Origin of the sequence: Allochromatium tepidum (genome assembly GCF_018409545.1) — a bacterium.
GTDB lineage: Bacteria > Pseudomonadota > Gammaproteobacteria > Chromatiales > Chromatiaceae > Thermochromatium > Thermochromatium tepidum_A.
The window spans coordinates 2,419,189-2,437,943 of sequence record NZ_AP024563.1; the positions used below are offsets into that span (position 1 = coordinate 2,419,189).

Annotated in this window: 20 protein-coding genes and 2 pseudogenes; 17 read left to right on the top strand and 5 right to left on the bottom strand. The window is 65.8% G+C overall.

Annotated elements, in window-relative coordinates:
* Positions 1–16: 16 nt before the first annotated feature.
* The 6 genes from bamA to lpxB are packed head-to-tail and all read left to right on the top strand — an operon-like array spanning position 17 to position 6,472.
* On the top strand, positions 17–2,347 hold the full coding sequence (bamA, locus tag Atep_RS11675; protein WP_213378680.1) for an outer membrane protein assembly factor BamA: 2,331 nt from the start codon (positions 17–19) through the stop codon (positions 2,345–2,347).
* Between the two features lie 15 nt (positions 2,348–2,362).
* Positions 2,363–2,920 carry an OmpH/Skp family outer membrane protein gene (locus tag Atep_RS11680; protein ID WP_236786165.1) on the top strand — a complete coding sequence of 186 codons (558 nt, stop codon included), beginning with the start codon at positions 2,363–2,365 and terminating at the stop codon, positions 2,918–2,920.
* A gap of 36 nt (positions 2,921–2,956) precedes the next feature.
* Positions 2,957–4,006 (top strand): UDP-3-O-(3-hydroxymyristoyl)glucosamine N-acyltransferase, encoded by a 1,050-nt coding sequence (gene lpxD / locus Atep_RS11685; RefSeq protein WP_213378682.1) that lies wholly within the window; start codon positions 2,957–2,959, stop codon positions 4,004–4,006.
* Positions 4,006–4,518 carry a 3-hydroxyacyl-ACP dehydratase FabZ gene (gene fabZ, locus Atep_RS11690; RefSeq protein ID WP_213378683.1) on the top strand — a complete coding sequence of 171 codons (513 nt, stop codon included), beginning with the start codon at positions 4,006–4,008 and terminating at the stop codon, positions 4,516–4,518. The genes lpxD and fabZ overlap by 1 nt, the downstream gene beginning before the upstream one ends.
* The gene (lpxA, locus tag Atep_RS11695) at positions 4,515–5,285 is read left to right on the top strand and encodes an acyl-ACP--UDP-N-acetylglucosamine O-acyltransferase (RefSeq protein ID WP_213378684.1); all 771 of its coding nucleotides are present in this window, start codon (positions 4,515–4,517) and stop codon (positions 5,283–5,285) included. The genes fabZ and lpxA overlap by 4 nt, the downstream gene beginning before the upstream one ends.
* Before the next feature lie 2 nt (positions 5,286–5,287).
* Positions 5,288–6,472, top strand: coding sequence for a lipid-A-disaccharide synthase (gene lpxB, locus Atep_RS11700; protein WP_213378685.1), 1,185 nt, complete (start codon positions 5,288–5,290; stop codon positions 6,470–6,472).
* 21 nt (positions 6,473–6,493) lie between these two features.
* On the opposite strand, the gene Atep_RS11705 is transcribed toward lpxB, so the two are convergent.
* The gene (locus Atep_RS11705) at positions 6,494–6,736 is read right to left on the bottom strand and encodes a hypothetical protein (RefSeq protein ID WP_236786168.1); all 243 of its coding nucleotides are present in this window, start codon (positions 6,734–6,736) and stop codon (positions 6,494–6,496) included.
* A gap of 539 nt (positions 6,737–7,275) precedes the next feature.
* Here Atep_RS11705 and efp point away from each other — a divergent pair.
* The 5 genes and pseudogenes from efp (at position 7,276) to Atep_RS11725 (ending at position 10,210) form a co-directional block, all read left to right on the top strand.
* Complete coding sequence (efp, locus tag Atep_RS11710) at positions 7,276–7,845, top strand: elongation factor P (protein WP_012970957.1); 570 nt, start codon at positions 7,276–7,278, stop codon at positions 7,843–7,845.
* Entirely contained in the window at positions 7,845–8,837 is a 993-nt protein-coding gene (gene epmA / locus Atep_RS11715; RefSeq protein ID WP_213378686.1) for an EF-P lysine aminoacylase EpmA, read from the top strand. The genes efp and epmA overlap by 1 nt, the downstream gene beginning before the upstream one ends.
* A gap of 29 nt (positions 8,838–8,866) precedes the next feature.
* Complete coding sequence (locus tag Atep_RS11720; RefSeq protein ID WP_213378687.1) at positions 8,867–9,823, top strand: phosphatase PAP2 family protein; 957 nt, start codon at positions 8,867–8,869, stop codon at positions 9,821–9,823.
* Positions 9,816–9,911: pseudogene (locus Atep_RS17170) on the top strand (ATP-binding protein); the annotation flags it as partial. The gene Atep_RS11720 and the pseudogene Atep_RS17170, both read left to right, overlap by 8 nt.
* Before the next feature lie 50 nt (positions 9,912–9,961).
* Positions 9,962–10,210 carry a response regulator gene (locus Atep_RS11725; protein ID WP_419467494.1) on the top strand — a complete coding sequence of 83 codons (249 nt, stop codon included), beginning with the start codon at positions 9,962–9,964 and terminating at the stop codon, positions 10,208–10,210.
* Positions 10,211–10,237: 27 nt separating this feature from the next.
* On the opposite strand, the gene phoU is transcribed toward Atep_RS11725, so the two are convergent.
* The 3 genes from phoU to Atep_RS11740 all read right to left on the bottom strand — a co-directional run bounded on the left by phoU (position 10,238) and on the right by Atep_RS11740 (position 12,439).
* Positions 10,238–10,897, bottom strand: coding sequence for a phosphate signaling complex protein PhoU (phoU, locus tag Atep_RS11730; RefSeq protein WP_213378688.1), 660 nt, complete (start codon positions 10,895–10,897; stop codon positions 10,238–10,240).
* Between the two features lie 78 nt (positions 10,898–10,975).
* Positions 10,976–12,040, bottom strand: coding sequence for an AI-2E family transporter (locus Atep_RS11735; RefSeq protein WP_213378689.1), 1,065 nt, complete (start codon positions 12,038–12,040; stop codon positions 10,976–10,978).
* A gap of 18 nt (positions 12,041–12,058) precedes the next feature.
* Entirely contained in the window at positions 12,059–12,439 is a 381-nt protein-coding gene (locus Atep_RS11740) for a hypothetical protein (RefSeq protein WP_213378690.1), read from the bottom strand.
* A 339-nt stretch (positions 12,440–12,778) separates the two neighbouring features.
* Here Atep_RS11740 and Atep_RS16720 point away from each other — a divergent pair.
* From Atep_RS16720 to Atep_RS11755, 4 genes and pseudogenes are all read left to right on the top strand, one after another.
* Positions 12,779–12,907, top strand: a pseudogene (locus Atep_RS16720) (OmpP1/FadL family transporter); the annotation flags it as partial.
* A gap of 71 nt (positions 12,908–12,978) precedes the next feature.
* Positions 12,979–13,317, top strand: coding sequence for an OmpP1/FadL family transporter (locus tag Atep_RS16725; protein ID WP_236786172.1), 339 nt, complete (start codon positions 12,979–12,981; stop codon positions 13,315–13,317).
* Between the two features lie 16 nt (positions 13,318–13,333).
* On the top strand, positions 13,334–14,530 hold the full coding sequence (locus Atep_RS11750; RefSeq protein ID WP_213378691.1) for a YcjF family protein: 1,197 nt from the start codon (positions 13,334–13,336) through the stop codon (positions 14,528–14,530).
* A 96-nt stretch (positions 14,531–14,626) separates the two neighbouring features.
* The gene (locus Atep_RS11755) at positions 14,627–16,168 is read left to right on the top strand and encodes a GTPase family protein (protein WP_213378692.1); all 1,542 of its coding nucleotides are present in this window, start codon (positions 14,627–14,629) and stop codon (positions 16,166–16,168) included.
* 62 nt (positions 16,169–16,230) lie between these two features.
* Here Atep_RS11755 and rnhB read toward each other — a convergent pair whose 3' ends face one another.
* Positions 16,231–16,830 (bottom strand): ribonuclease HII, encoded by a 600-nt coding sequence (gene rnhB / locus Atep_RS11760; protein ID WP_213378693.1) that lies wholly within the window; start codon positions 16,828–16,830, stop codon positions 16,231–16,233.
* Positions 16,831–17,501: 671 nt separating this feature from the next.
* Here rnhB and Atep_RS11765 point away from each other — a divergent pair.
* Positions 17,502–17,723, top strand: a complete 222-nt coding sequence (locus Atep_RS11765) for a hypothetical protein (RefSeq protein ID WP_213378694.1) — start codon at positions 17,502–17,504, stop codon at positions 17,721–17,723.
* Entirely contained in the window at positions 17,720–18,724 is a 1,005-nt protein-coding gene (epmB, locus tag Atep_RS11770; protein WP_213378695.1) for an EF-P beta-lysylation protein EpmB, read from the top strand. Before Atep_RS11765 ends, epmB begins: the two co-directional genes overlap by 4 nt.
* Positions 18,725–18,755 lie beyond the last annotated feature (31 nt).

Genomic DNA, 18,755 nt, shown 5'->3' on the forward strand with positions numbered 1-18,755 from the left:
ATCAGGGGAAACCGTCTTGCGCGCTAAAACTCAGTCACTCCGCCATGGCGCCTGGCGAGCGCTCCTGTTGTGCGCTCTCGTCTCGAGCGTGCCGGGCACGGCCATCGCGGAGGTCTTCCAGGTCGCCGACATCCGGGTCGAGGGCTTGCGCCGCATCGCTCCCGGCACTGTCTTCAATTATCTGCCGATCCAGGTCGGCGACACCGTCGGCGACGATGTGACGGGCGGCATCATCCGCGCCCTCTATCAGACCGGCTTCTTCGACGACGTGCGTGTCGAGCGCGACGGCAACGTGCTCGTCATCCAGGTGCGCGAGCGCCCGGCCATCGCCGAGATCAAGATCAGCGGCAACAAGGACATCGAGACCAAGGCGCTCGAGGCCGCCCTGGCCGACATCGGACTCAAGCAAGGCCGCGTCTTCAACCGCTCGGTGCTCGATCGCATCGAACAGGAGCTGGAGCGGCAGTACTTCGCGCGCGGCAAGTACGGCGTGGTGGTGCAGTCGACCGTCTCGCCGCTGGAGCGCAACCGGGTCGCGGTCAACATCGAGATCGTCGAGGGACTGACGGCGCGCATCAAGCAGATCAACATCATCGGCAACCGGGACTTCCCGGTCGAGGAACTGCGCAAACAGTTCGAGCTGGGGCCGACGCGCTGGAACTCCTTCTACACCAAGAACGACCAGTACTCAAAGCAGAAGCTCGCCGGGGATCTGGAGTCACTGCGCTCCTTCTATCTCGACCGCGGCTACATCAAGTTCGACGTCAAGTCGACCCAGGTCTCGATCAGCGCCGACAAGAAGGACATCTATGTCACCGTCACCATCGACGAAGGACAGCCGTTCCGCATCAGCGACATCAAGCTCGCCGGCAACCCCCCGGTGCCCGCCGAGCAGATCTTTCCGCTGATCCATCTCAAACGCGGCGAGTTCTTCTCGCGCAAGCTCACCACCGAGAGCGCCGAGCGCATCTCCAACCTGCTCAGCGACGAGGGCTACGCCTTCGCCAACGTCAACACCATCCCCGAGGTCGACGAGGAGAAGCACGAGGTCGCCGTCACCTTCTTCGTCGACGCCGGCAAGCGCGTCTATGTGCGCCGTGTCGAGATGCAGGGCAACACCCGCACCCGCGACGAGGTGCTGCGCCGCGAGATGCGCCAGCTCGAAATCGCCTGGTTCTCGGCCGATCTGGTGCGCAAGTCGCGCGAGCGGTTACAGCGTCTGGGTTATTTCGAGGAGGTCGACATCGAGACTCCGGCCGTGCCCGGCTCGGCCGATCAGGTCGACGTCGAGGTCAAGGTCAAGGAGAAACCCGCCGGCAACCTGGCCGCCGGTGTCGGCTTCTCGCAGTCCGACGGCATCCTGCTCAACGCCAGCGTGACCCAGAACAACTTCCTCGGTACCGGCAAGCGGGTCGCGGTCGCCTTCAACAACAGCAGCTCGACCACGCTCTATCAGTTCGGCTACACCAACCCCTATTACACGGTCGACGGCATCAGCCGCGGCTTCAACCTCTCCTATCGCGAGACCGACTACGACGAACTGGTCGGAGCCGACTACTCGACCGACGTCGGCATCGCCGGCCTGAACTTCGGCCTGCCCATCACGGATACCAGCCGCGCCGGACTGGGTTTCGACTATCAGTACACCGACTTCACCGCCGGCGAGTCCGAGATCGCCCAGGCGTTCGTCGCCGACAACGGCAACACCTTCAACGACTTCTCGCTCACGGCCAGCTACACGCGCGACACGCGCGACAAGGCCGTGTTTCCGACACGCGGCTCATTGCGCAGCATCCGGGCCGACGTGACCGTTCCCGGCAGCGATCTCCAGTACTACCGGATCCGCTACGACGAACAGATCTACATCCCGCTGACCTCGCGCTTCATCGTCGCCATGAGCGCCAACCTGGGCTATGGCGACAGCTATGGCGAGACCAACTATCTGCCCTTCTTCGAGAACTTCTATGCCGGCGGTCCGCGCTCGGTGCGTGGCTGGAAGTCCAACACGCTCGGCCCGCGCGAAGTCGGCAGCGACGATCCCGTGGGCGGAAACCTCAAGCTGGCGGGCAGTATCGAACTCTTCGCCCCGGCGCCGATCGGCGGGCAGTTCGAGAAGTCCCTGCGCCTGGGCGCCTTCCTGGACTTCGGTAACGTCTGGTCGACCTATGACTCGAATCTGCTGACCTACAGCGGCTTCGATCTCGGCGACCTGCGCTATTCGACCGGCGTCTCCCTGACTTGGCTCTCGCCGGTCGGGGCGCTCTCGATCAGCTTCGCCGTCCCGCTCAACGAGAAGGACGGCGACGACACACAGGTATTCCAGTTCGGATTCGGTCAGACCTTCTGAACCATGGAGGCGCCCTTGAAGACACTCGCCCCGCCGCTCGTGGCGGCCGCATTGCTCGGAGTCGCGGTCCAGGCCGCCTGGTCCGCCGACTCCGAGTATCGCATCGCCGTGGTCGATCCCAACCGCGTCGTCGAGCAGTCGCCCCAGTATGAGGCCGCGCGCGACGCGCTCCAGCGCGAGATCGAGGATCGCGAGCGTGATCTGCGCGAACAGCAGGAGCAGATCGCGGCCCTGCAACGTCAGCTCGAACGCGACGGTCCGCTGATGAGCGAGAACGAACTCCAGCGGCTCCAGAACGACATCCGCAGCCGCACGCGCAAGGTCAAGTACGCGCGCGATGAGTTCCAGGACGATTTCGCGTTGCGCCAGAACGAGTTGCGTACCAAGCTCGGGCGGCAGGTCCAGGAGGTCGTGGTCGAACTGGCCAAGGAGCAGAAGATCGACCTCATCCTCAGCGACGGACTGGTCTATGCCAATCCGCGTATCGACATCTCGGATCTGGTGATTGAGCGGCTGAAGCAAGAGTTCAACAAAAACGCCGGGACGCGCTCAGACGCCTCGGCGTCCCGCTAGGCGCCGCCCCCGTTTTCCGGCTTGGAGACCCATCCCGTGCAGATCCGTCTCGGTGAACTCGCCGCCCGGCTCGGCGTGCCCCTGCGTGGCGACGGTGAGGTCGTGGTCGACCATGTCGCCCAGCTCGACAGCGCCGGGGTCGGCAGCCTGAGTTTTCTCGGCGATCCGGCCTATCGCGCCCATCTGGCCACGACCGGCGCCTCGGCGGTGATCCTCAAGGCATCTGACGCGCGTAGCGACGTCCAGGTGCCGGTGCTGCTCAGCGACAATCCCTATCTGACCTTCGCACATGCAGCGCGTCTGCTGCATCCATACCCGGAGGTCGTCGGCGGTATCCACCCATCCGCCGTGGTCGATCCGGCCGCCCAGGTCGATCCGAGCGCCTGGATCGGTCCGCTGACGGTGCTGGAGGCCGGCGCGGTGGTCGGGCCGCGCGTCTTCGTCGGCCCCGGCTGCATCCTCGGCGAAGGCGTCGAGGTCGGCGCCGACAGCCGGCTGACGGCGCGCGTGACCCTGTGCGCCGGCACCCGTGTCGGCCAACGCGCCCTGATCCACCCGGGCGCGGTGATCGGACGCGAGGGCTTCGGCTTCGCGAAGGATGGCGAACGCTGGGTGCGTATCCCCCAGATCGGACGGGCGGTGCTCGGCGACGATGTCGAGATCGGCGCCAACACCTCGGTCGATCGCGGCGCCATCGGTGATACGGTCATCGGCCACGGGGTCAAGCTCGACAACCACATCCAGATCGGACACAACGTCGTCGTCGGCGACAACACCGCCATGGCGGCCAACACCGGCATCTCCGGCTCGACCCGCATCGGGCGCAACTGCACCATCGCCGGGGCGGTCGGCATGGCCGGGCATCTGGAGATCGGCGACAACGTGCACTTCACCGGCATGGCCATGGTCACCCGGTCGTTCAAGGAACCTGGTGTCTACAGCAGTGGGATACCAGCCATGCCAAGCGCGGACTGGCGACGCAACGTGGCGCGTTTCAGACATCTGGATGAGCTGACGCGCCGAGTCAAGCAACTCGAAACCCTTATTGCCAACATGAACGCAACACACGAGCGGGGGGAGTCCTGATGGATGGATCAGATTCGAATCCACGGGATTCCGATCGACACGCGGGTCGTTCGGAGGATGTCGTGAGCACGATGGATATTCATAAGGTGCTGAGCCTTCTGCCGCACCGTTATCCCTTTCTTCTGGTCGACAAGGTCATCGACTACAAGGTCAACGAGTATCTGACCGCGCTCAAGAACGTCACCTTCAACGAGCCATTTTTCACGGGTCACTTCCCGGTGCGCCCGGTCATGCCCGGCGTGCTGATCGTCGAGGCCATGGCGCAGGCGACCGGACTCTTGGCGATGGCCTCGCGTCCGGATCTGGTCGGTGAAAAATCGCTCTATTACTTCGTCGGCATCGACAATGCACGCTTCAAGCGTCCGGTCGAGCCGGGCGATCAGCTCATCATGGAAGTCCGGCTGGGTCCGGTGCGCCGCGGCATCTGGAAGTTCGACGGCGAGGCGCGCGTCGACGACAAGGTGGTCGCGAGCGCCGAGATCATGTGCACGGCGCGGGACTTCGACGCTTGATCCACCCGAGCGCCCTGGTCGATCCGGGCGCCGATCTCGACTCGTCGGTCGAGGTCGGTCCCTTCGCCGTGATCGGCGCCGGGGTCGAGATCGACGCCGGCACCCGGATCGGGCCGCATGCCGTGTTGCGCGGGCCGATGCGGATCGGGCGCGACAATCGGATCTTCCAGTTCGCCTCGGTCGGCGAGGATCCGCAGGACAAGAAATACAGCGGCGAGCCGACCCGGCTGGAGATGGGCGATCGCAATCAGGTGCGCGAGTTCGCGACCCTGCATCGTGGCACGGTCCAGGATCAGGGCGTGACCCGCATCGGCGACGACAACCTATTCATGGCCTATACCCATGTCGCCCATGACTGCCGCATCGGCAATCAGGTGATCCTGGCCAATGCCGCCTCGCTCGGCGGGCATGTCGAGATCCGGGACTGGGCGATCCTCGGCGGTTTCACCATCGTGCATCAGTTCTGTCGCATCGGGGCCCATGCCTTCTGTGCCATGGGCTCGGTGCTCACGCGCGACGTGCCGCCCTATGTGACGGTCGGCGGGCATCCGGCCGAACCGCATGGGATCAACAGCGAGGGTCTGAAACGGCGCGGGTTTTCGCCCGAAGCCATTCGTGCCATCAAACGCGCCTATCGCGCGCTCTATATGGCCAATCTCAAGCTCGACGAGGCGCGGGTTCAGATCGCCGAGATGACCGCCGACACGCCCGAGTTGCAGCCGCTGCTGGATTTCATCAGCGCCGCCGGACGCGGGTTGGCGCGCTGATCATGGAAGCTCGGTCGGACGCGCGCGAGCCGCTGCTCATCGGACTGGTCGCCAACGAGCCGTCGGGCGATCTGCTCGGCGCGGCGCTGGCGCGGGCGATCCGGGCGCAGTGTCCCGAGGTGCGCTTCGTCGGCGTGGCCGGTCCACGGATGCGTGAGGTCGGCTGTGAGACCCTGTTCGACATGGAGCGACTGTCGGTGATGGGCTTGACCGAGGTGCTGGCGCATCTGCCCGAGCTGCTGGGTCTGCGCCGCCGACTGCGGGAGCATTTCATCGCCCATCCGCCGGCGGTCTTCATCGGTGTGGACGCGCCCGACTTCAACCTGGGGTTGGAGCGGCGTCTGCGCGAGCGCGGGATCAAGACCGTGCATCTGGTCAGCCCGACCGTCTGGGCCTGGCGTGCCGGGCGGGTCAAGGGGATCCGGCGCGCGGTCGACCGGATGCTGTGCATCTTTCCATTCGAGGAAGACTTCTTGCGTCGGCATGGCGTGCCGGCGACCTATGTCGGTCATCCGCTGGCCGATGAGATTCCGCTCCAGGTCGATCGTGCCGAGGTGCGCGCGGCGCTTGGACTGTCGGTGGATGTGCCGGTCATCGCCCTGCTGCCTGGGAGCCGTGCCGGCGAGATGCGTCGGCTGGCGGCACCCTTCATCGCCACGGCACGGCGCTGTCTCCAGACGCGGCCTGAGTTGCGTTTCGTCGTACCGCTGGTCAACGCGCGACTGAGGGCGCTGTTCGAGGCCGAATTGCAGCGCCTCGATCCCGGCTTGCCGATCAGGCTGGTCGATGGCCACAGCCGCGAGGCCATCGCCGCCGCCGATGCCGTGCTGACCGCCTCGGGGACCGCGACCCTGGAGACGCTGCTGCTCAAGCGGCCGATGGTCGTCGCCTATCGGCTGCATCCGCTGACCTATCATCTGGTCAGGTGGCTGAAGCTGGTCAAGGTGCCCTATGTCGCCATGGCCAATCTGCTCGCCGGTCGTGCGCTGGCGCCCGAGTTCCTGCAAGGCGACTGCCGGGCCGAACGTCTGGCCCCTGCCCTGCTCGCTTATCTGGACGATCCGGAGCGTATCGCCAAGATCCAGAGCGAATATGCGCGGATTCATCGTGAATTGCGCCTTGATGCGGCCGCAACGGCGGCGCGGGCGGTGTTGGATCTGATCGGCTTGCGAGAAGCCTCGCACTGACCTGCATTGCCGGATCGCGTATCAGGAAGCCGGTTTGATCTTCATCTCGACGATGCGCTCGGCGTATTCTTTCGACTTTTTCTTCATCACTTCGCCCAGTGGGTAGGTGTTGCCGATCACCTGCAACAGCCGGTCGCTGTCGAGTGCCGAACGCCCGTCGACGAAGGCTTGTTCGATGGCCTCCTTGACCACGGATTCGATGTCGGCGCCCGAATAGCCCTCGGTGGCCTGGGCCAGTCGGTCGAGATGGATGGCACGGCGCATGTTGGCTTCGCTTCGGTAATGGATGCGGTTGCACCGCCGCCAACGGCTGACCGTAGTCGTAACGGTGTTGCGCGCAGCGGCATCAGATAGCCGAAACCGGCGACCCCAGGCGCGGACACCAGTTCCAATGGCCACAGGAAATGCCCGCTCGGCGGCCCCTTGCGGATCAGCGTCTCCAGACTCTGCCGCTGCGTGGGCGTGGCCTGTTCGGGGAAATACCACTTGAGCGCGATCGGCTGGCCGTCGAGTTGGGCGCGGTAGACCTCGCCCTGTCCGCCGCCGATGAATGACTCGACACGGCAGACATGACCGGACGCGGTCTGGACGCTGGAGTGGAGTTGCAGGAGTTGGTGCATGATGTCGATCCCTGAATGTATTCGAACCCGCGCCGGAGCGGGCCTCTGCCGAACCTCAATTGTTGAGTGTATGGGCACGCGACGCAACCGCTATCGGCCCGCGAGCGTCACGCTTGGCTCTGACAAGCCCCCGTTCTTCGCGGTACCATTGTCCGGTTAACTTTCACAGGCAATGAGGATGACATGGCGTTCTACAGCACCAACGAATTCAAGGGCGGACTCAAGATCATGCTGGACGGCGATCCATACAGCATCGTCGAGAACGAGTTCGTCAAGCCCGGCAAGGGCCAGGCCTTCAACCGCGTTCGCATCCGCAACCTCAAGACCGGGCGCGTGATCGAGAAGACCTTCAAGTCCGGCGACACCGTCGAGGCGGCGGACGTGCATGATACCGACATGCAGTATCTCTACAACGACGGCGAGGAATGGCACTTCATGCACCAGGAGAGCTTCGAGCAGATGACCGCCACAGCGGCGGCCGTCGGCGAGGCGGCCAAGTGGATCAAGGAGAACGACATCTGCAAGGTCACGCTCTGGAACGGCGCGCCGCTGTCGGTCGAGCCGCCGAACTTCGTGGTGCTCAAGATCACCGAGACCGATCCCGGCGTGCGCGGCGATACCTCGGGCGGCGGCGGCAAGCCGGCCACGCTCGAAACCGGCGCCGTGGTGCGCGTGCCCCTGTTCGTGCAGACCGATGAGCTGATCAAGGTCGACACCCGCACCGGCGAATACGTCTCGCGCGTCAAGGAGTGATGACCGAGGTTTCCAGCGCGGACTGGCGACCGAACGCCGACCTGACGGCGATCCGGGCGCGCGCCGAACTCTATGCCGGAATCCGGGCCTTCTTCCGGGAGGCCGGCGTCCTGGAGGTCGAGACGCCCATCCTGTCGCGCGCGGCGGTCACGGACCCGGCGCTGGCCAGCCTCTCGACCCGGATCGACATCGCCGGATTCGGCCCCGACCGGCCGCTCTATCTCCAGACCTCGCCCGAGTTCGCGATGAAGCGGCTGCTGGCCGCCGGGATCGGGCCTGTCTATCAGATCTGCAAGGTCTTTCGTGACGAAGAGCGCGGGCGTCGTCATCATCCCGAGTTCAGCCTGCTGGAGTGGTATCGGCCGGGCTGGAGCTATGAGCGCCTGATGGATGAAGTCGGCGCGCTCGTCAGGCTGGCTCTGGGTCGACCGGCGATGCCGATCGAGCACGTCACCTATCGCGATCTCTTTCACGATGGACTCGGGATCGATCCCTGGCACACCGAGGTTGCCGAACTGCGCCGGACCGCCGAGCGCGCCGGACTCCGGGGGCTGGATGGACTCGATCTGGATCGCGACGGTTGGCTCGACCTACTCCTGACCCAATGTCTGGAACCCGGCCTGGGGCAGGAGAGACTGACCTTCCTCTGCGACTATCCGCCGAGTCAGGCCGCGCTGGCGCGCGTGCGCACCTCGGGCGAGGTACCGGTCGCCGAGCGCTTCGAGCTCTACATCGACGGGATCGAGCTGGCCAACGGCTTCGGTGAGCTGATCGACGCACGGGAGCAACGCGCGCGTTTCCAGGCCGACATCGAGATCCGGCGCGCCCAGGGTCGACCCGAGCCGCCCATCGACGAACCCCTGCTCGCGGCGCTCGCGCATGGGATGCCCGAGTGCGCCGGCGTGGCGCTCGGACTCGACCGCCTGCTGATGCTCGCCACGGGCAACGAGCACATCGACGCCGTGTTGAGCTTCGCCGTCGAGCGCGCCTAGCCCGACTTCAAGACGTTCGAGTCAAACCTATGTCCAAACGCCTGAATCCTCTCATCGGTCGAGGTATCCACTGGGCGAATCGCTCCGACCTGCCCGCGTTGTGGCGTGAACGCCTGAACCTGGGCGCGGGTCATGCGCCGATCGCCCCGGCCGGCGGCGAGCGCTGGCTGCGGCGCTGGTTCGGGGTCGGGGCGATCCTTGGACTCGGTCTCTATCTGATCTGCGGCTATCACGCCGGCTTCCTGCGGCTCAACGCCCTGGCCGCCGAGTATCCGGGCTGGATCTGGGCCTGTCTCACGGCGCTGGGTGATGAGCGCACGGTATTCGCGCTGACACTCTTCTTCTCGCTGCGCCGGCCGCGGCTGTTCTGGACCCTGATCCTGGCGGCACTGATCGCGATCGCCGCCGGCCGCGGGCTGAAGGAACTCGTCGACGCCGACCGACCGCCGGCCGTGCTGGCGGCGGATACCTTCAACCTCATCGGGCCGGCACGCGAGCGGGTGAGCTTTCCATCCGGACACAGCGTCACCGCCGCCGTCTTCTGCGGCGTACTCATCCTGCACACGCGCTGGATCGAGTGGCGCGTGCTCCTGCTGCTGATCGCGCTCCTGGTGGGGGCGAGCCGGGTGGCCGTGGGCGTGCACTGGCCGATCGATGTGATCGCCGGCCTGACGCTGGGCGCACTCGCGGCCTGGGTCGGTGGACGGCTCGCCGCGCGCTGGCCGGGGCCGGCGACCCGCTTGGGCGTACATCTGACCTTCGTGGCCCTGGCCGTTCTGGCGGCCTTCAGCCTGCTCTTCGACGATGGAGGCTATGCGCAGGCGGCACTCATGCAGCGTCTGCTCGGACTCGGCGCGCTCGCGAGTGCCGTCTGGTGGTATCTCGTCGCCAAACCGGAGCCGGTGAGTCCATCAGGCCGTCGTTACAACCCGCGTGGCGCGTCGAACCGGCCGCCGACACCCAAGAGAGTCGGGCCCGATGAATGAGCCGGACTGGGTCCATCTCGAAGTCAGGGACACGGGGATCGGCATCAAGGCCGAGGACATCGGCAAGCTGTTCGAGCGCTTCTCGGCTTCGATCAGCCCAACGCGGTCCAGAAGGAGGCCATCGGCTGCCGGCCGCATCTGGTGTTGCTGGACGCCTGGATGCCCGGCATCTCGGGCTACGACGTCTGCCGGGCGCTCAAGCGCAACAGCCATAAGCGCGACAGGCCGGTCATCATCTTCACCGCCGCCACCCAGAAGATCGACGAGGAACGGGCGCGCGAATCCGGCGCCGACGGCTTCGTCACCAAGCCGTTCCGGCGCGAGCAGATCATCGAATTGATCGAGAGTTTTCGCGATGTCCGGGCACCGACTGTCCCGGAGCCTTGAGCATCGCCGAGGAACTGAGCCGGAGACTCAGTTGAGTTCGGGCGTCTCACCCGTCTCGATATAGACGAGACGCTCGGCGATGTTGATGGCGCGGTCGGCGACGCGCTCGTAGTGGTGGGCGATCCGGAGCAACTGCATCCCGAGCAGGCACGAGGAGGCCTGCTGGTCGCACAGCCAGGCGATGACGTCGCGCACGGCGGTCTCTTCCAGGGCATCGACCTCGCTCTCGCGCGCCACGGCGGCGCGCGCCCGATCGGCGGAGCCGTTCTCGGCATAGACGGCCATGACCTGCGTGAACATCGCGAGCGCGATGTCGCCCATGATCCCGATGCGTTTGGCGGGTTCGACGGGGAGCGGCAAGGCGGGGGCCCTGAGCAGGATGCGCGCGACGTCGGCGGCGTGATCGGCGATGCGCTCCAGCTCGGTGATCATCTCCAGCGTGGCACCGATCAGGCGCAGATCGCGACCGGCCGGCTGGTGCGAGGCCGGCACCACCAGGGCCTGCTGCTCCAGTGCGCGCCGTTCCCGGTTGATGACGGCATCGTCGGCGATGATCGCGCGGCACAGGGCCGAATCCTGATTGCGCAACGCCTCCAGCGAGCGATGCAGGCCGTTGGCGACCTGATCGGCCATCGACAGCAGGCCCGCGCGCAGGGCTTCGCGTTTCTTTTCGATCAAGAGTCGCATCGCTTCCATCTCGTTGAAACCGCTTTTGGACGCTGGTCGGACGAGTATAGCGGGCGGATTTGACCGTTCGGTGACGGTTCAGGGTGACGGTTCTTCCAGGATCGTCTGCGGCCAGGCGGTCATGATGGCCTGCACCAGGGTCGCGAGCGGGATGGCGAAAAAGACGCCCCAGAACCCCCAGAGTCCGCCGAAGACCAGGATGGCGACGATGATGGCCACCGGATGCAGGTTGACCACTTCCGAGAAGATCAGCGGCACCAGCACGTTGCCGTCGAGCGCCTGGATGATGGCATAGGCCAGGGCCAGCCAGGCGAATTGCGGCGACCAGCCCCACTGGAACCAGGCCACCAGCAACACGGGCACGGTGACGATCGTCGCGCCGATATAGGGAATGATGACCGAGAGTCCGACCAGCAGCGACAGCAGCATCGCGTACTTCAGTCCGAAGGCGACGAAGGTGAAGAAGCTCACTCCCCAGACGATCAGGATCTCCCAAACCTTGCCGCGGATGTAGTTGGAGATCTGGCGATCCACATCGCGCCAGACGTGCCCGGCGATCCCGTGATGATCGGGCAGGTACTGCCGGAACCAGCCGAGGATGAGATCCTTGTCCTTCATGAAGAAGAACACCAGGATCGGCATCAGGATCAGATAGACCAGGATGGTGATGACACCGGCGACATTGGCCAGCGACCAGGACAGCACCTGCTGCCCGAAGGTCACGGCCTCGGCGCGCATGTAGAGGATCAGTTCGGAGACCTGGGCCTGAGTGACCAGTTCCGGATAGTGCTCGGGCAGATCCATCAGGAAGCGCGTGCCCTCGAGGACCATGTTGGGAAGTTGCTGCACCAGATCCCGGATCTGGCGCGACAGCAGCGGCATGATGCCGACCAGGATCGTGGCCACGAAGGTGATGAAGAGCAGATAGACCACCAGCACGCTCGGCAGGCGCGGCATTCCGCGTCGCTGGAACGCGCCGACCGCGCCCTCCAGCAGATAGGCGATGACGATGCTGGCGAGCACAGGCTTGAGCATGTCGCCCAGGAAGAGCACGACCGCGAAGACGGCCGACAGCAGGAGGGCGAGAAAGACAATCTGCGGATTGGAGAGATTGCGCTTGAACCAGCGCGCGATGATGTTCATACGCTAGAGTGAGTGTCTTCAGTCCTGTGCCGCGATCCTGGCACGATAATCACGATAATGGCGCTTGAAGAGCGCCTCCAGTTCGTCGATGACCTCGGTCGCCGAACGACCCTGGAGCACATGCGCCGACATCAGGGCGGATATCTCGTGCAACAAGACATCGCGCTCGAGCATGTCATAGCTGTGTGAGAGACGTTTGATGGCGCCGACCACGCTCTCCTGCTCGGGTCTTGGCGAAGGACGAGGCTCGCGCGCGACGGCGGGTTCGCGCGGACGCGGCTCGGCGCGCTCGACCAGGAAGTCGGCGAAGGCGAGCAGGGTCTCGCGCTCGGCAGACCCCAGGGCACGCAGACGTTTGAGCAGGCGCCGCTCGTCGGCGGAGATCGCGTTCGGATTCATCTCGGTGATGGCCGATCCAAATAGAGAGCGCTTATATCACAGTCGACGGCCGTGTCGGTAGACGCCGGTCCGGCGCCTGTATCCGCTTGCCGCGCCGACTTCGACGCCATCCGGGCGCGGCCGGGGATGGATTTACCGCCGTGTATCGCCTAGAGTGTCCGGCGCCCGTCGACGGGCTTCGAGGGTGCGTCGAATCGTGTTCATGCACGAGCCGTCGTCGACCCATGAGATCTCACCGAGGACCACGGATTCATGCCCAACAACCCGATCACTCGCTCGCTGACCCTGTGTCTGGCCGCGAGCGTGCTTGGTGCTCCGACGGTCGAGGCGTCCGGCTTCATGCTGCCGGAAGCCTCGACCGCCGGCATCGGCCTGTCCAATGCCCTGGTCGCCAACCCGGACGAACGCGGCGCCTTTGCCTACAATCCGGCCGCCATGGGCTTCCATGACGGCTCCAGCCTGGCGCTCGGTACCTATTTCGTCGGCCCCAACTTCAGCGTGGACACGGCAAGCGGTCGCCGCGACAGCGAAGGCGCGGAATGGATGCCAATGCCTATCGGCTCGGCGCGACCTACCAACTCAACGACCGGACCGGACTGTGTTTCGGCTACACCTACGACGAGACCGGCCAGGACGACGATCACTTCAGCGCCCGCGTGCCGGACAACGACCGTCATCTCTTCGGTCTGGGGCTGGCCCAGTCGCTCGGGTATGGGTTGTCGCTGGAAGCGGCCTATATGTACGTTCGCGCCGTGGATCGCGACTATCGCGGCGTCCGGCCCTATACGGGCGGCGATCTCAACGGCTCGACCGCGCTCGCCGGCGACTACAGCATGGATGCGCACCTGATCGGTCTGGAACTCGTCAAGGTCTTCTGATCCGAACGGAGGCGATATGGCGAAGACGGGGCGCCGGCGACGACTGACCGAGGCACTGCTGAATCCGCGCGTGGACGACGGCGCGCTGGAGTCGACGCTCGCCTCGGCGCGCGAGCGCCTGCCCCTGCCCCTGATCTGGCTCATCGGCAAGACCCAGTCGGGTAAGACCTCGATCATCCGTGCCCTGACCGGAAGTCCGGCGGCGGAGATCGGCAACGGCTTCCAGCCCTGCACCCGAAGCTCGCGGATCTATGATTTTCCGGCCGAGGCGCCCGTGGTCCGCTTCCTGGACACGCGCGGCCTGGGCGAGGTCGACTATGATCCGGAAGAGGACATCCGCTTCGGCGAGTCACTGGCCCATCTGCTGCTGGTGGTCATGAAGGCCGGCGATCTCGATCAGGAGGCGGTGCTGGAGGTGGTGCGCGCGGTGCGCCGGCGTCATCCGGAATGGCCGCTGGTGATCGCCCAGACCACGCTGCACGAAGGCTATCCGTCCGACTTCGAGCATCCGCAACCCTATCCGTTCGGAACCGAACCCTGGCCGGCGAGTCTGCCGCCCGATCTGACGCGCGCGCTCAGGGCGCAGCGTGACCGGGCGGGTGATCTCCCCGGTCGCGCCCCGGTGCGCTGGGTTCCGGTGGATCTCACGCTGCCGGAGGATGGTTACGCGCCCGCCGACTATGGTCTGGAAGCGCTGTGGGAGGCAATCGACACCCTGTCCACCCTGCCGCTGCGCCACCTGCTCGGGCGCGATCCTGATGTTCTGGATCTGTTCGAGCGAGCGGCGCATCCGCATATCGTCGGCTATGCGCTGGCCGCCGCCGGGGTCGGGGCCTTGCCCGTGGTCGACCTGGCCGGTGTGCCCGCGATCCAGGCCAAGATGCTCCAGAGTCTGGCCGCCCTCCATGCGCAGACCTGGGATCGTCGAACCATCCTCGAATTCCTGGGTCTTCTGGGGACCGGCGTCGGGATCGCCTATGGGACGCGGATGGCGGGCCGAACCCTGATCAAGCTGGTCCCCTATCTCGGGCAGACGCTGGGCGCTGTCTGGGGGGCGAGCGCCAGTGGCGCGACGACCTTCGCGCTCGGCAAGGCGGCGGCCTATTATCTGCGTCGGCGCAATCTCGGGCTGAGCACGGAGGCGCGTGCACTGCGGCGCGTGTTCGCCGATCAGATCACCCAGGGCGCCCGGTTGTTGCGCGACTCACGCTGAGGGGCGCCGTTCGCACAGACTCGATGACAGGGGAGGGGAGTCGGAATCCATGCCCAAACGGTCATGCCTGATCCGGCCTTCGGTGGAGGCGCGGCGATGAACCGGATCGATCCCTGGTGGCTGGTCGCGCTCCTGCTGTGGCTGGTCCCCTTCGTCGTGCTCCTGCCGCTGGGATTCGTCTGGCTGCATCAGCACGACGCGGCGCTCTACTGGTTCGGGACCATCATCGTCTTCGGACTGCTCGGATTCGGCCTGCAGGCCCGGCTCAGACGACGCGAGCGCCTGGCGCTCGATCTGGAACACTCGGGGCCGGACCCGGCCTGGCCGCCCTCCGCCGAGGCGGCCTGGAGCCTGGTCGAGGACTGGGCCGAGTCGGTCGATCCGGCCGACTGGCCGCTCGACGAGGAGATGCGGCTCGGGGTGCTCGCCCTGCGCACCCTGGAGCGGGTCGCGGGGCATTTCCATCCCGAGGTCGAGAACCCCCTGCTCGAACTGCGCGTCCCGCATGCCCTGATGATCGTCGAGCGCGCGAGCCGCGATCTGCGCCGCCGCATCACCGACCATGTTCCGCTGAGTCATCGTCTGACCGTCGGCACCCTGGCGCGCGCCTATCGCTGGCGCGGGTTCGCCGAGCGGGTGCTGAGTCTCTACCGTGCCGGTCATCTGGTCCTCAATCCGGTCGGCGCCCTGCTCAACGAAGCCTTGGGGCAACTGCGCCGGCGCGGTTTCGCGGCGGCGCGCGAGGATCTCTATCGCTGGCTGCTCCAGGAATACGTGCGTCAGATCGGGCGCTATGCCATCGAACTCTACAGCGGGCGTCTGCCGCTGAACGACGCCGAGCCGGTCGAGCGGCTGACCCAGGATTCGCGGCGCGATCTGGAACGCGCCGTCGAGGTCGAGCGTGCGCCCCATGAGAATCTGGAACAGGAGCCCCTGCGTTTGCTGGTGCTCGGACGCTCGAACACCGGCAAGTCCAGCCTCATCAACGCGCTCTTCGGCCACCCGCGCGCGGCGGTCGACATCCTGCCGGACACCACGCGGGCGCTCACGCCCTACAGGCTGGAGCGTGACGGGGTCGATCAGGCGCTGATCCTGGACTCACCGGGCGCCGACCGGCTGGGCTACAAGACCCTGCACGACGCGGCCAACATGGCCGATCTCATCCTCTGGGTGAGCGCCGCGCACCGGCCGGATCGCCAGTCCGAGCGCCAGACGTTGCAAGCCCTGCGCACGGCCATGGCGGCCCGGGTCGACCGGCGTCCCCCGCCGCTATTGGTCGTGGTCACGCATATCGATCAATTGCGTCCGCTGCGCGAGTGGCAGCCGCCCTATGACCTCACCGACACAGCCAATCTCAAGGCCATGAGCATCCAGGCGGCGATCACCGCTCTGGCGGCCGATCTCGAGGTGCCCATCGCCAATGTCATCCCCGTCTGTCTGGCCGAGGGGCGGGTCTACAACGTCGAGGATACGCTCTGGACGGCGCTCCTGGAGCAGATGGATCGCGCCCAGCGTGCACGGTTGCTGCGGTGTCAGGTGGCGCGACGGCGCGATGAGAACTGGACGCTGTTGCGCCGCCAGCTCGCCAACGCGGGACGCTTCCTGCTCGCTTTGCCGGGACGGTCTTCGCGTCATTGAGTGGGATGCATGGCGGGCGGACTGCCGACCGCGAAGCCTCGCTCCCAGGCACTGTGCCCTGTTCAGTGCGCCGACGAATGCGCTTTGGACAGCGGTGCGAAGCTGAGCCGATGCCGGCGACAGGGGCCGAGCCGCGCGAGCGCTTCGAGATGCTCGCGGGTTGGATAGCCCTTGTGCTTGGCGAAGCCATAGCCGGGGCACTCGGCGTCCAGTTCGACCATGAAGCGGTCGCGTGCGACCTTGGCCAGGATGGAGGCTGCACCGATGACCGGCACCGAGCCGTCACCGCCGATGACGGCCTCGGCGGCGATGTCCAGCTCCGGGCAGCGGTTGCCGTCGATCAGCACCTTGCTCGGGCGGATCCGGAGCGATTCGACCGCACGGCGCATTGCAAGCATGGTTGCTTGCAGGATGTTGAGTCGGTCGATCTCCTCGGTGCCGGCCCAGGCGACCGACCAAGCGAGCGCCTGCTCGCGGATCAGCGGCTCCAGACGCTCGCGGCGCGCGGGGCTGAGTTTCTTGGAATCGCCGATGCCGGCGATCGGACGCGCGGGATCGAGGATGACCGCCGCCGCGCACACCGGACCGGCGAGCGGGCCGCGCCCGGCTTCGTCGACGCCGGCGATCGGGGTGTGTTGAAGGGTTTTTGGGTAATCTGGCATTTTTGCGCCGGTTCGACGATGTTTGGGAGATTTTAGGCTATTTGAGGTGCGAATGGATGCATGTCGACTGTGACCGAGCATTCGGCGACACACTTGACCCGACCTGATTAGTTACGAATCTCAGCCGAGTCGTCTCTTCCGGCCTACACTCCAAGTAGATGCCACCCACCGGAGACCACAGATGCCTCGGAACACAAGTCAGTTTCAGAAAGGCTTGAGTTTGCCGGAAACTGTTGCAGGTCATGAAAGAGCGCGACGATCAAACGCCGCTCAGCGGCGTCATCGAGGTCGACGAGGCCTACCGGCTGAGCTATGTTAATAATCAGGAAATACTTTCCGCTCCATGCCCCGCGTCAGACCGGTAAAACGAGCGCTCGCTGAACCCGGATGCACTGCTCGACGCTTTCTTGCTTTCTGGCGTCAACACGGCGAACCCCTGCTCAAGAGCGCGCCCTATCACGAGATCGCCCCGCATCTGGTGCTCATGGCCTTTCTGCATCGGGTCATCAACGGCGGCGCGGACAGCCGCCGATCCGCGAGCGCACGCGCAGTGCCGAAACGACCAGCCCGCAGGGGCGGCCCGGATTCGTGTGGTGCGGGCCTGAGAACCGCCGACCGTCGGACCTGTTTCAGCGCCATGTTTTCATCCAATCCCCGATCAGGAGATCGACATGCCCCTACTGAACTGGCGGACACTCACCGCCAGCGTGCGCGGCGCGGCCCATGAGTGCTCGTGCCTGCCGAATAAGGACGCCGCGCGCAACTATGGGACACTGCTGCGCGACGGCGGCGAGCCGGCCGTGCAACCCCATCTCACCGAATGGCTGAACGAAGCCTCCAGACTCGGTAGCGGCGACGATGTCAGCCTGGGTCTGCTCTGGCAAACCGCATGAACTGCAAACAACACAGCGCGCAACCACCGGCGTGGCGGCGCGAACGGCTCGATGCCTTCACTCGGGTCGATGACCTGCTCGCCTTTCTGGAACTGGATCGCACCCGGATACCGGATCTGGACGATGAACCCGAGTCCTTCGGTCTGCGCGTTCCACGCACCTTCGCCGAACGCATGCACCCCGGCGATCCCGAGGATCCGCTGTTGCGCCAGGTGCTGCCGCTGACCGCCGAACGCCAACCGGTCGCCGGCTATGTCGCCGATCCGGTCGGAGACGCCGCGGCCGAACGCGCCCCCGGACTGCTGGTGAAGTACGCGGGACGGGCACTGCTGATGGTGACGGGCGCCTGCGCCGTCCATTGTCGTTACTGTTTTCGTCGCCATTTCCCCTACCGGGATCTGGGACCGATCCAGTCGCGTCTGGAGCGCGCCCTGGACGAGATCGCCCGCGACCCCAGCCTGACCGAGGTGATCCTGAGCGGCGGCGACCCGCTGATGCTCGACGACGACCGACTCGACGCCCTGATCCAGGGGCTGGAGCACATCGGCCACCTCGAGCGTCTGCGCCTGCACAGCCGTCTGGCGGTCGTGTCGCCCGCGCGTCTGACCACGCGACTGGCGACCCGCCTGACCAGCGGTCGGCTGACGAGCCTCCTGGTGATCCATGCCAATCATCCGCATGAACTGGACGACTCGGTGCGCTCGGCCCTGCGCGACTGGCGCACCACAGGTGTCACCCTGCTCAACCAGAGCGTCCTGCTGCGCGGCGTGAACGATCGGGTCGAGATCCTGGCCGCGTTGAGCGAACGACTCTTCGCGTGCGGCGTGTTGCCCTATTATCTGCATGGACTGGATCCGGTCGCCGGCAGCGCCCATTTCCAGGTCGGCGACGCCGAGGCCAAACGCCTGCTGGATGGGATGCGCGCCCGCCTGCCCGGCTATCTGGTGCCGCGTCTGGTCCGCGAGATCCCGGGCGCGCCCGCCAAGCAGCCGCTCGAATAAAGCGCATCCGGAGCTTTCCCTTTGTGGCCGG

Bases quoted from the DNA above. Each gene is read 5' to 3' on its own strand.
- Atep_RS11705 (WP_236786168.1), bottom strand. From the start codon at position 6,736: ATGCGCCGTGCCATCCATCTCGACCGACTGGCCCAGGCCACCGAGGGC.
- epmB (WP_213378695.1), top strand. From the start codon at position 17,720: ATGAACTGCAAACAACACAGCGCGCAACCACCGGCGTGGCGGCGCGAA.
- Atep_RS11720 (WP_213378687.1), top strand. From the start codon at position 8,867: ATGTCCAAACGCCTGAATCCTCTCATCGGTCGAGGTATCCACTGGGCG.
- epmA (WP_213378686.1), top strand. From the start codon at position 7,845: ATGACCGAGGTTTCCAGCGCGGACTGGCGACCGAACGCCGACCTGACG.
- Atep_RS11735 (WP_213378689.1), bottom strand. From the start codon at position 12,040: ATGAACATCATCGCGCGCTGGTTCAAGCGCAATCTCTCCAATCCGCAG.
- Atep_RS11750 (WP_213378691.1), top strand. From the start codon at position 13,334: ATGGCGAAGACGGGGCGCCGGCGACGACTGACCGAGGCACTGCTGAAT.
- Atep_RS11740 (WP_213378690.1), bottom strand. From the start codon at position 12,439: ATGAATCCGAACGCGATCTCCGCCGACGAGCGGCGCCTGCTCAAACGT.
- phoU (WP_213378688.1), bottom strand. From the start codon at position 10,897: ATGCGACTCTTGATCGAAAAGAAACGCGAAGCCCTGCGCGCGGGCCTG.
- Atep_RS11755 (WP_213378692.1), top strand. From the start codon at position 14,627: ATGAACCGGATCGATCCCTGGTGGCTGGTCGCGCTCCTGCTGTGGCTG.
- efp (WP_012970957.1), top strand. From the start codon at position 7,276: ATGGCGTTCTACAGCACCAACGAATTCAAGGGCGGACTCAAGATCATG.
- fabZ (WP_213378683.1), top strand. From the start codon at position 4,006: ATGGATGGATCAGATTCGAATCCACGGGATTCCGATCGACACGCGGGT.
- Atep_RS11765 (WP_213378694.1), top strand. From the start codon at position 17,502: ATGCCCCTACTGAACTGGCGGACACTCACCGCCAGCGTGCGCGGCGCG.
- rnhB (WP_213378693.1), bottom strand. From the start codon at position 16,830: ATGCCAGATTACCCAAAAACCCTTCAACACACCCCGATCGCCGGCGTC.
- lpxB (WP_213378685.1), top strand. From the start codon at position 5,288: ATGGAAGCTCGGTCGGACGCGCGCGAGCCGCTGCTCATCGGACTGGTC.
- Atep_RS16725 (WP_236786172.1), top strand. From the start codon at position 12,979: ATGGATGCCAATGCCTATCGGCTCGGCGCGACCTACCAACTCAACGAC.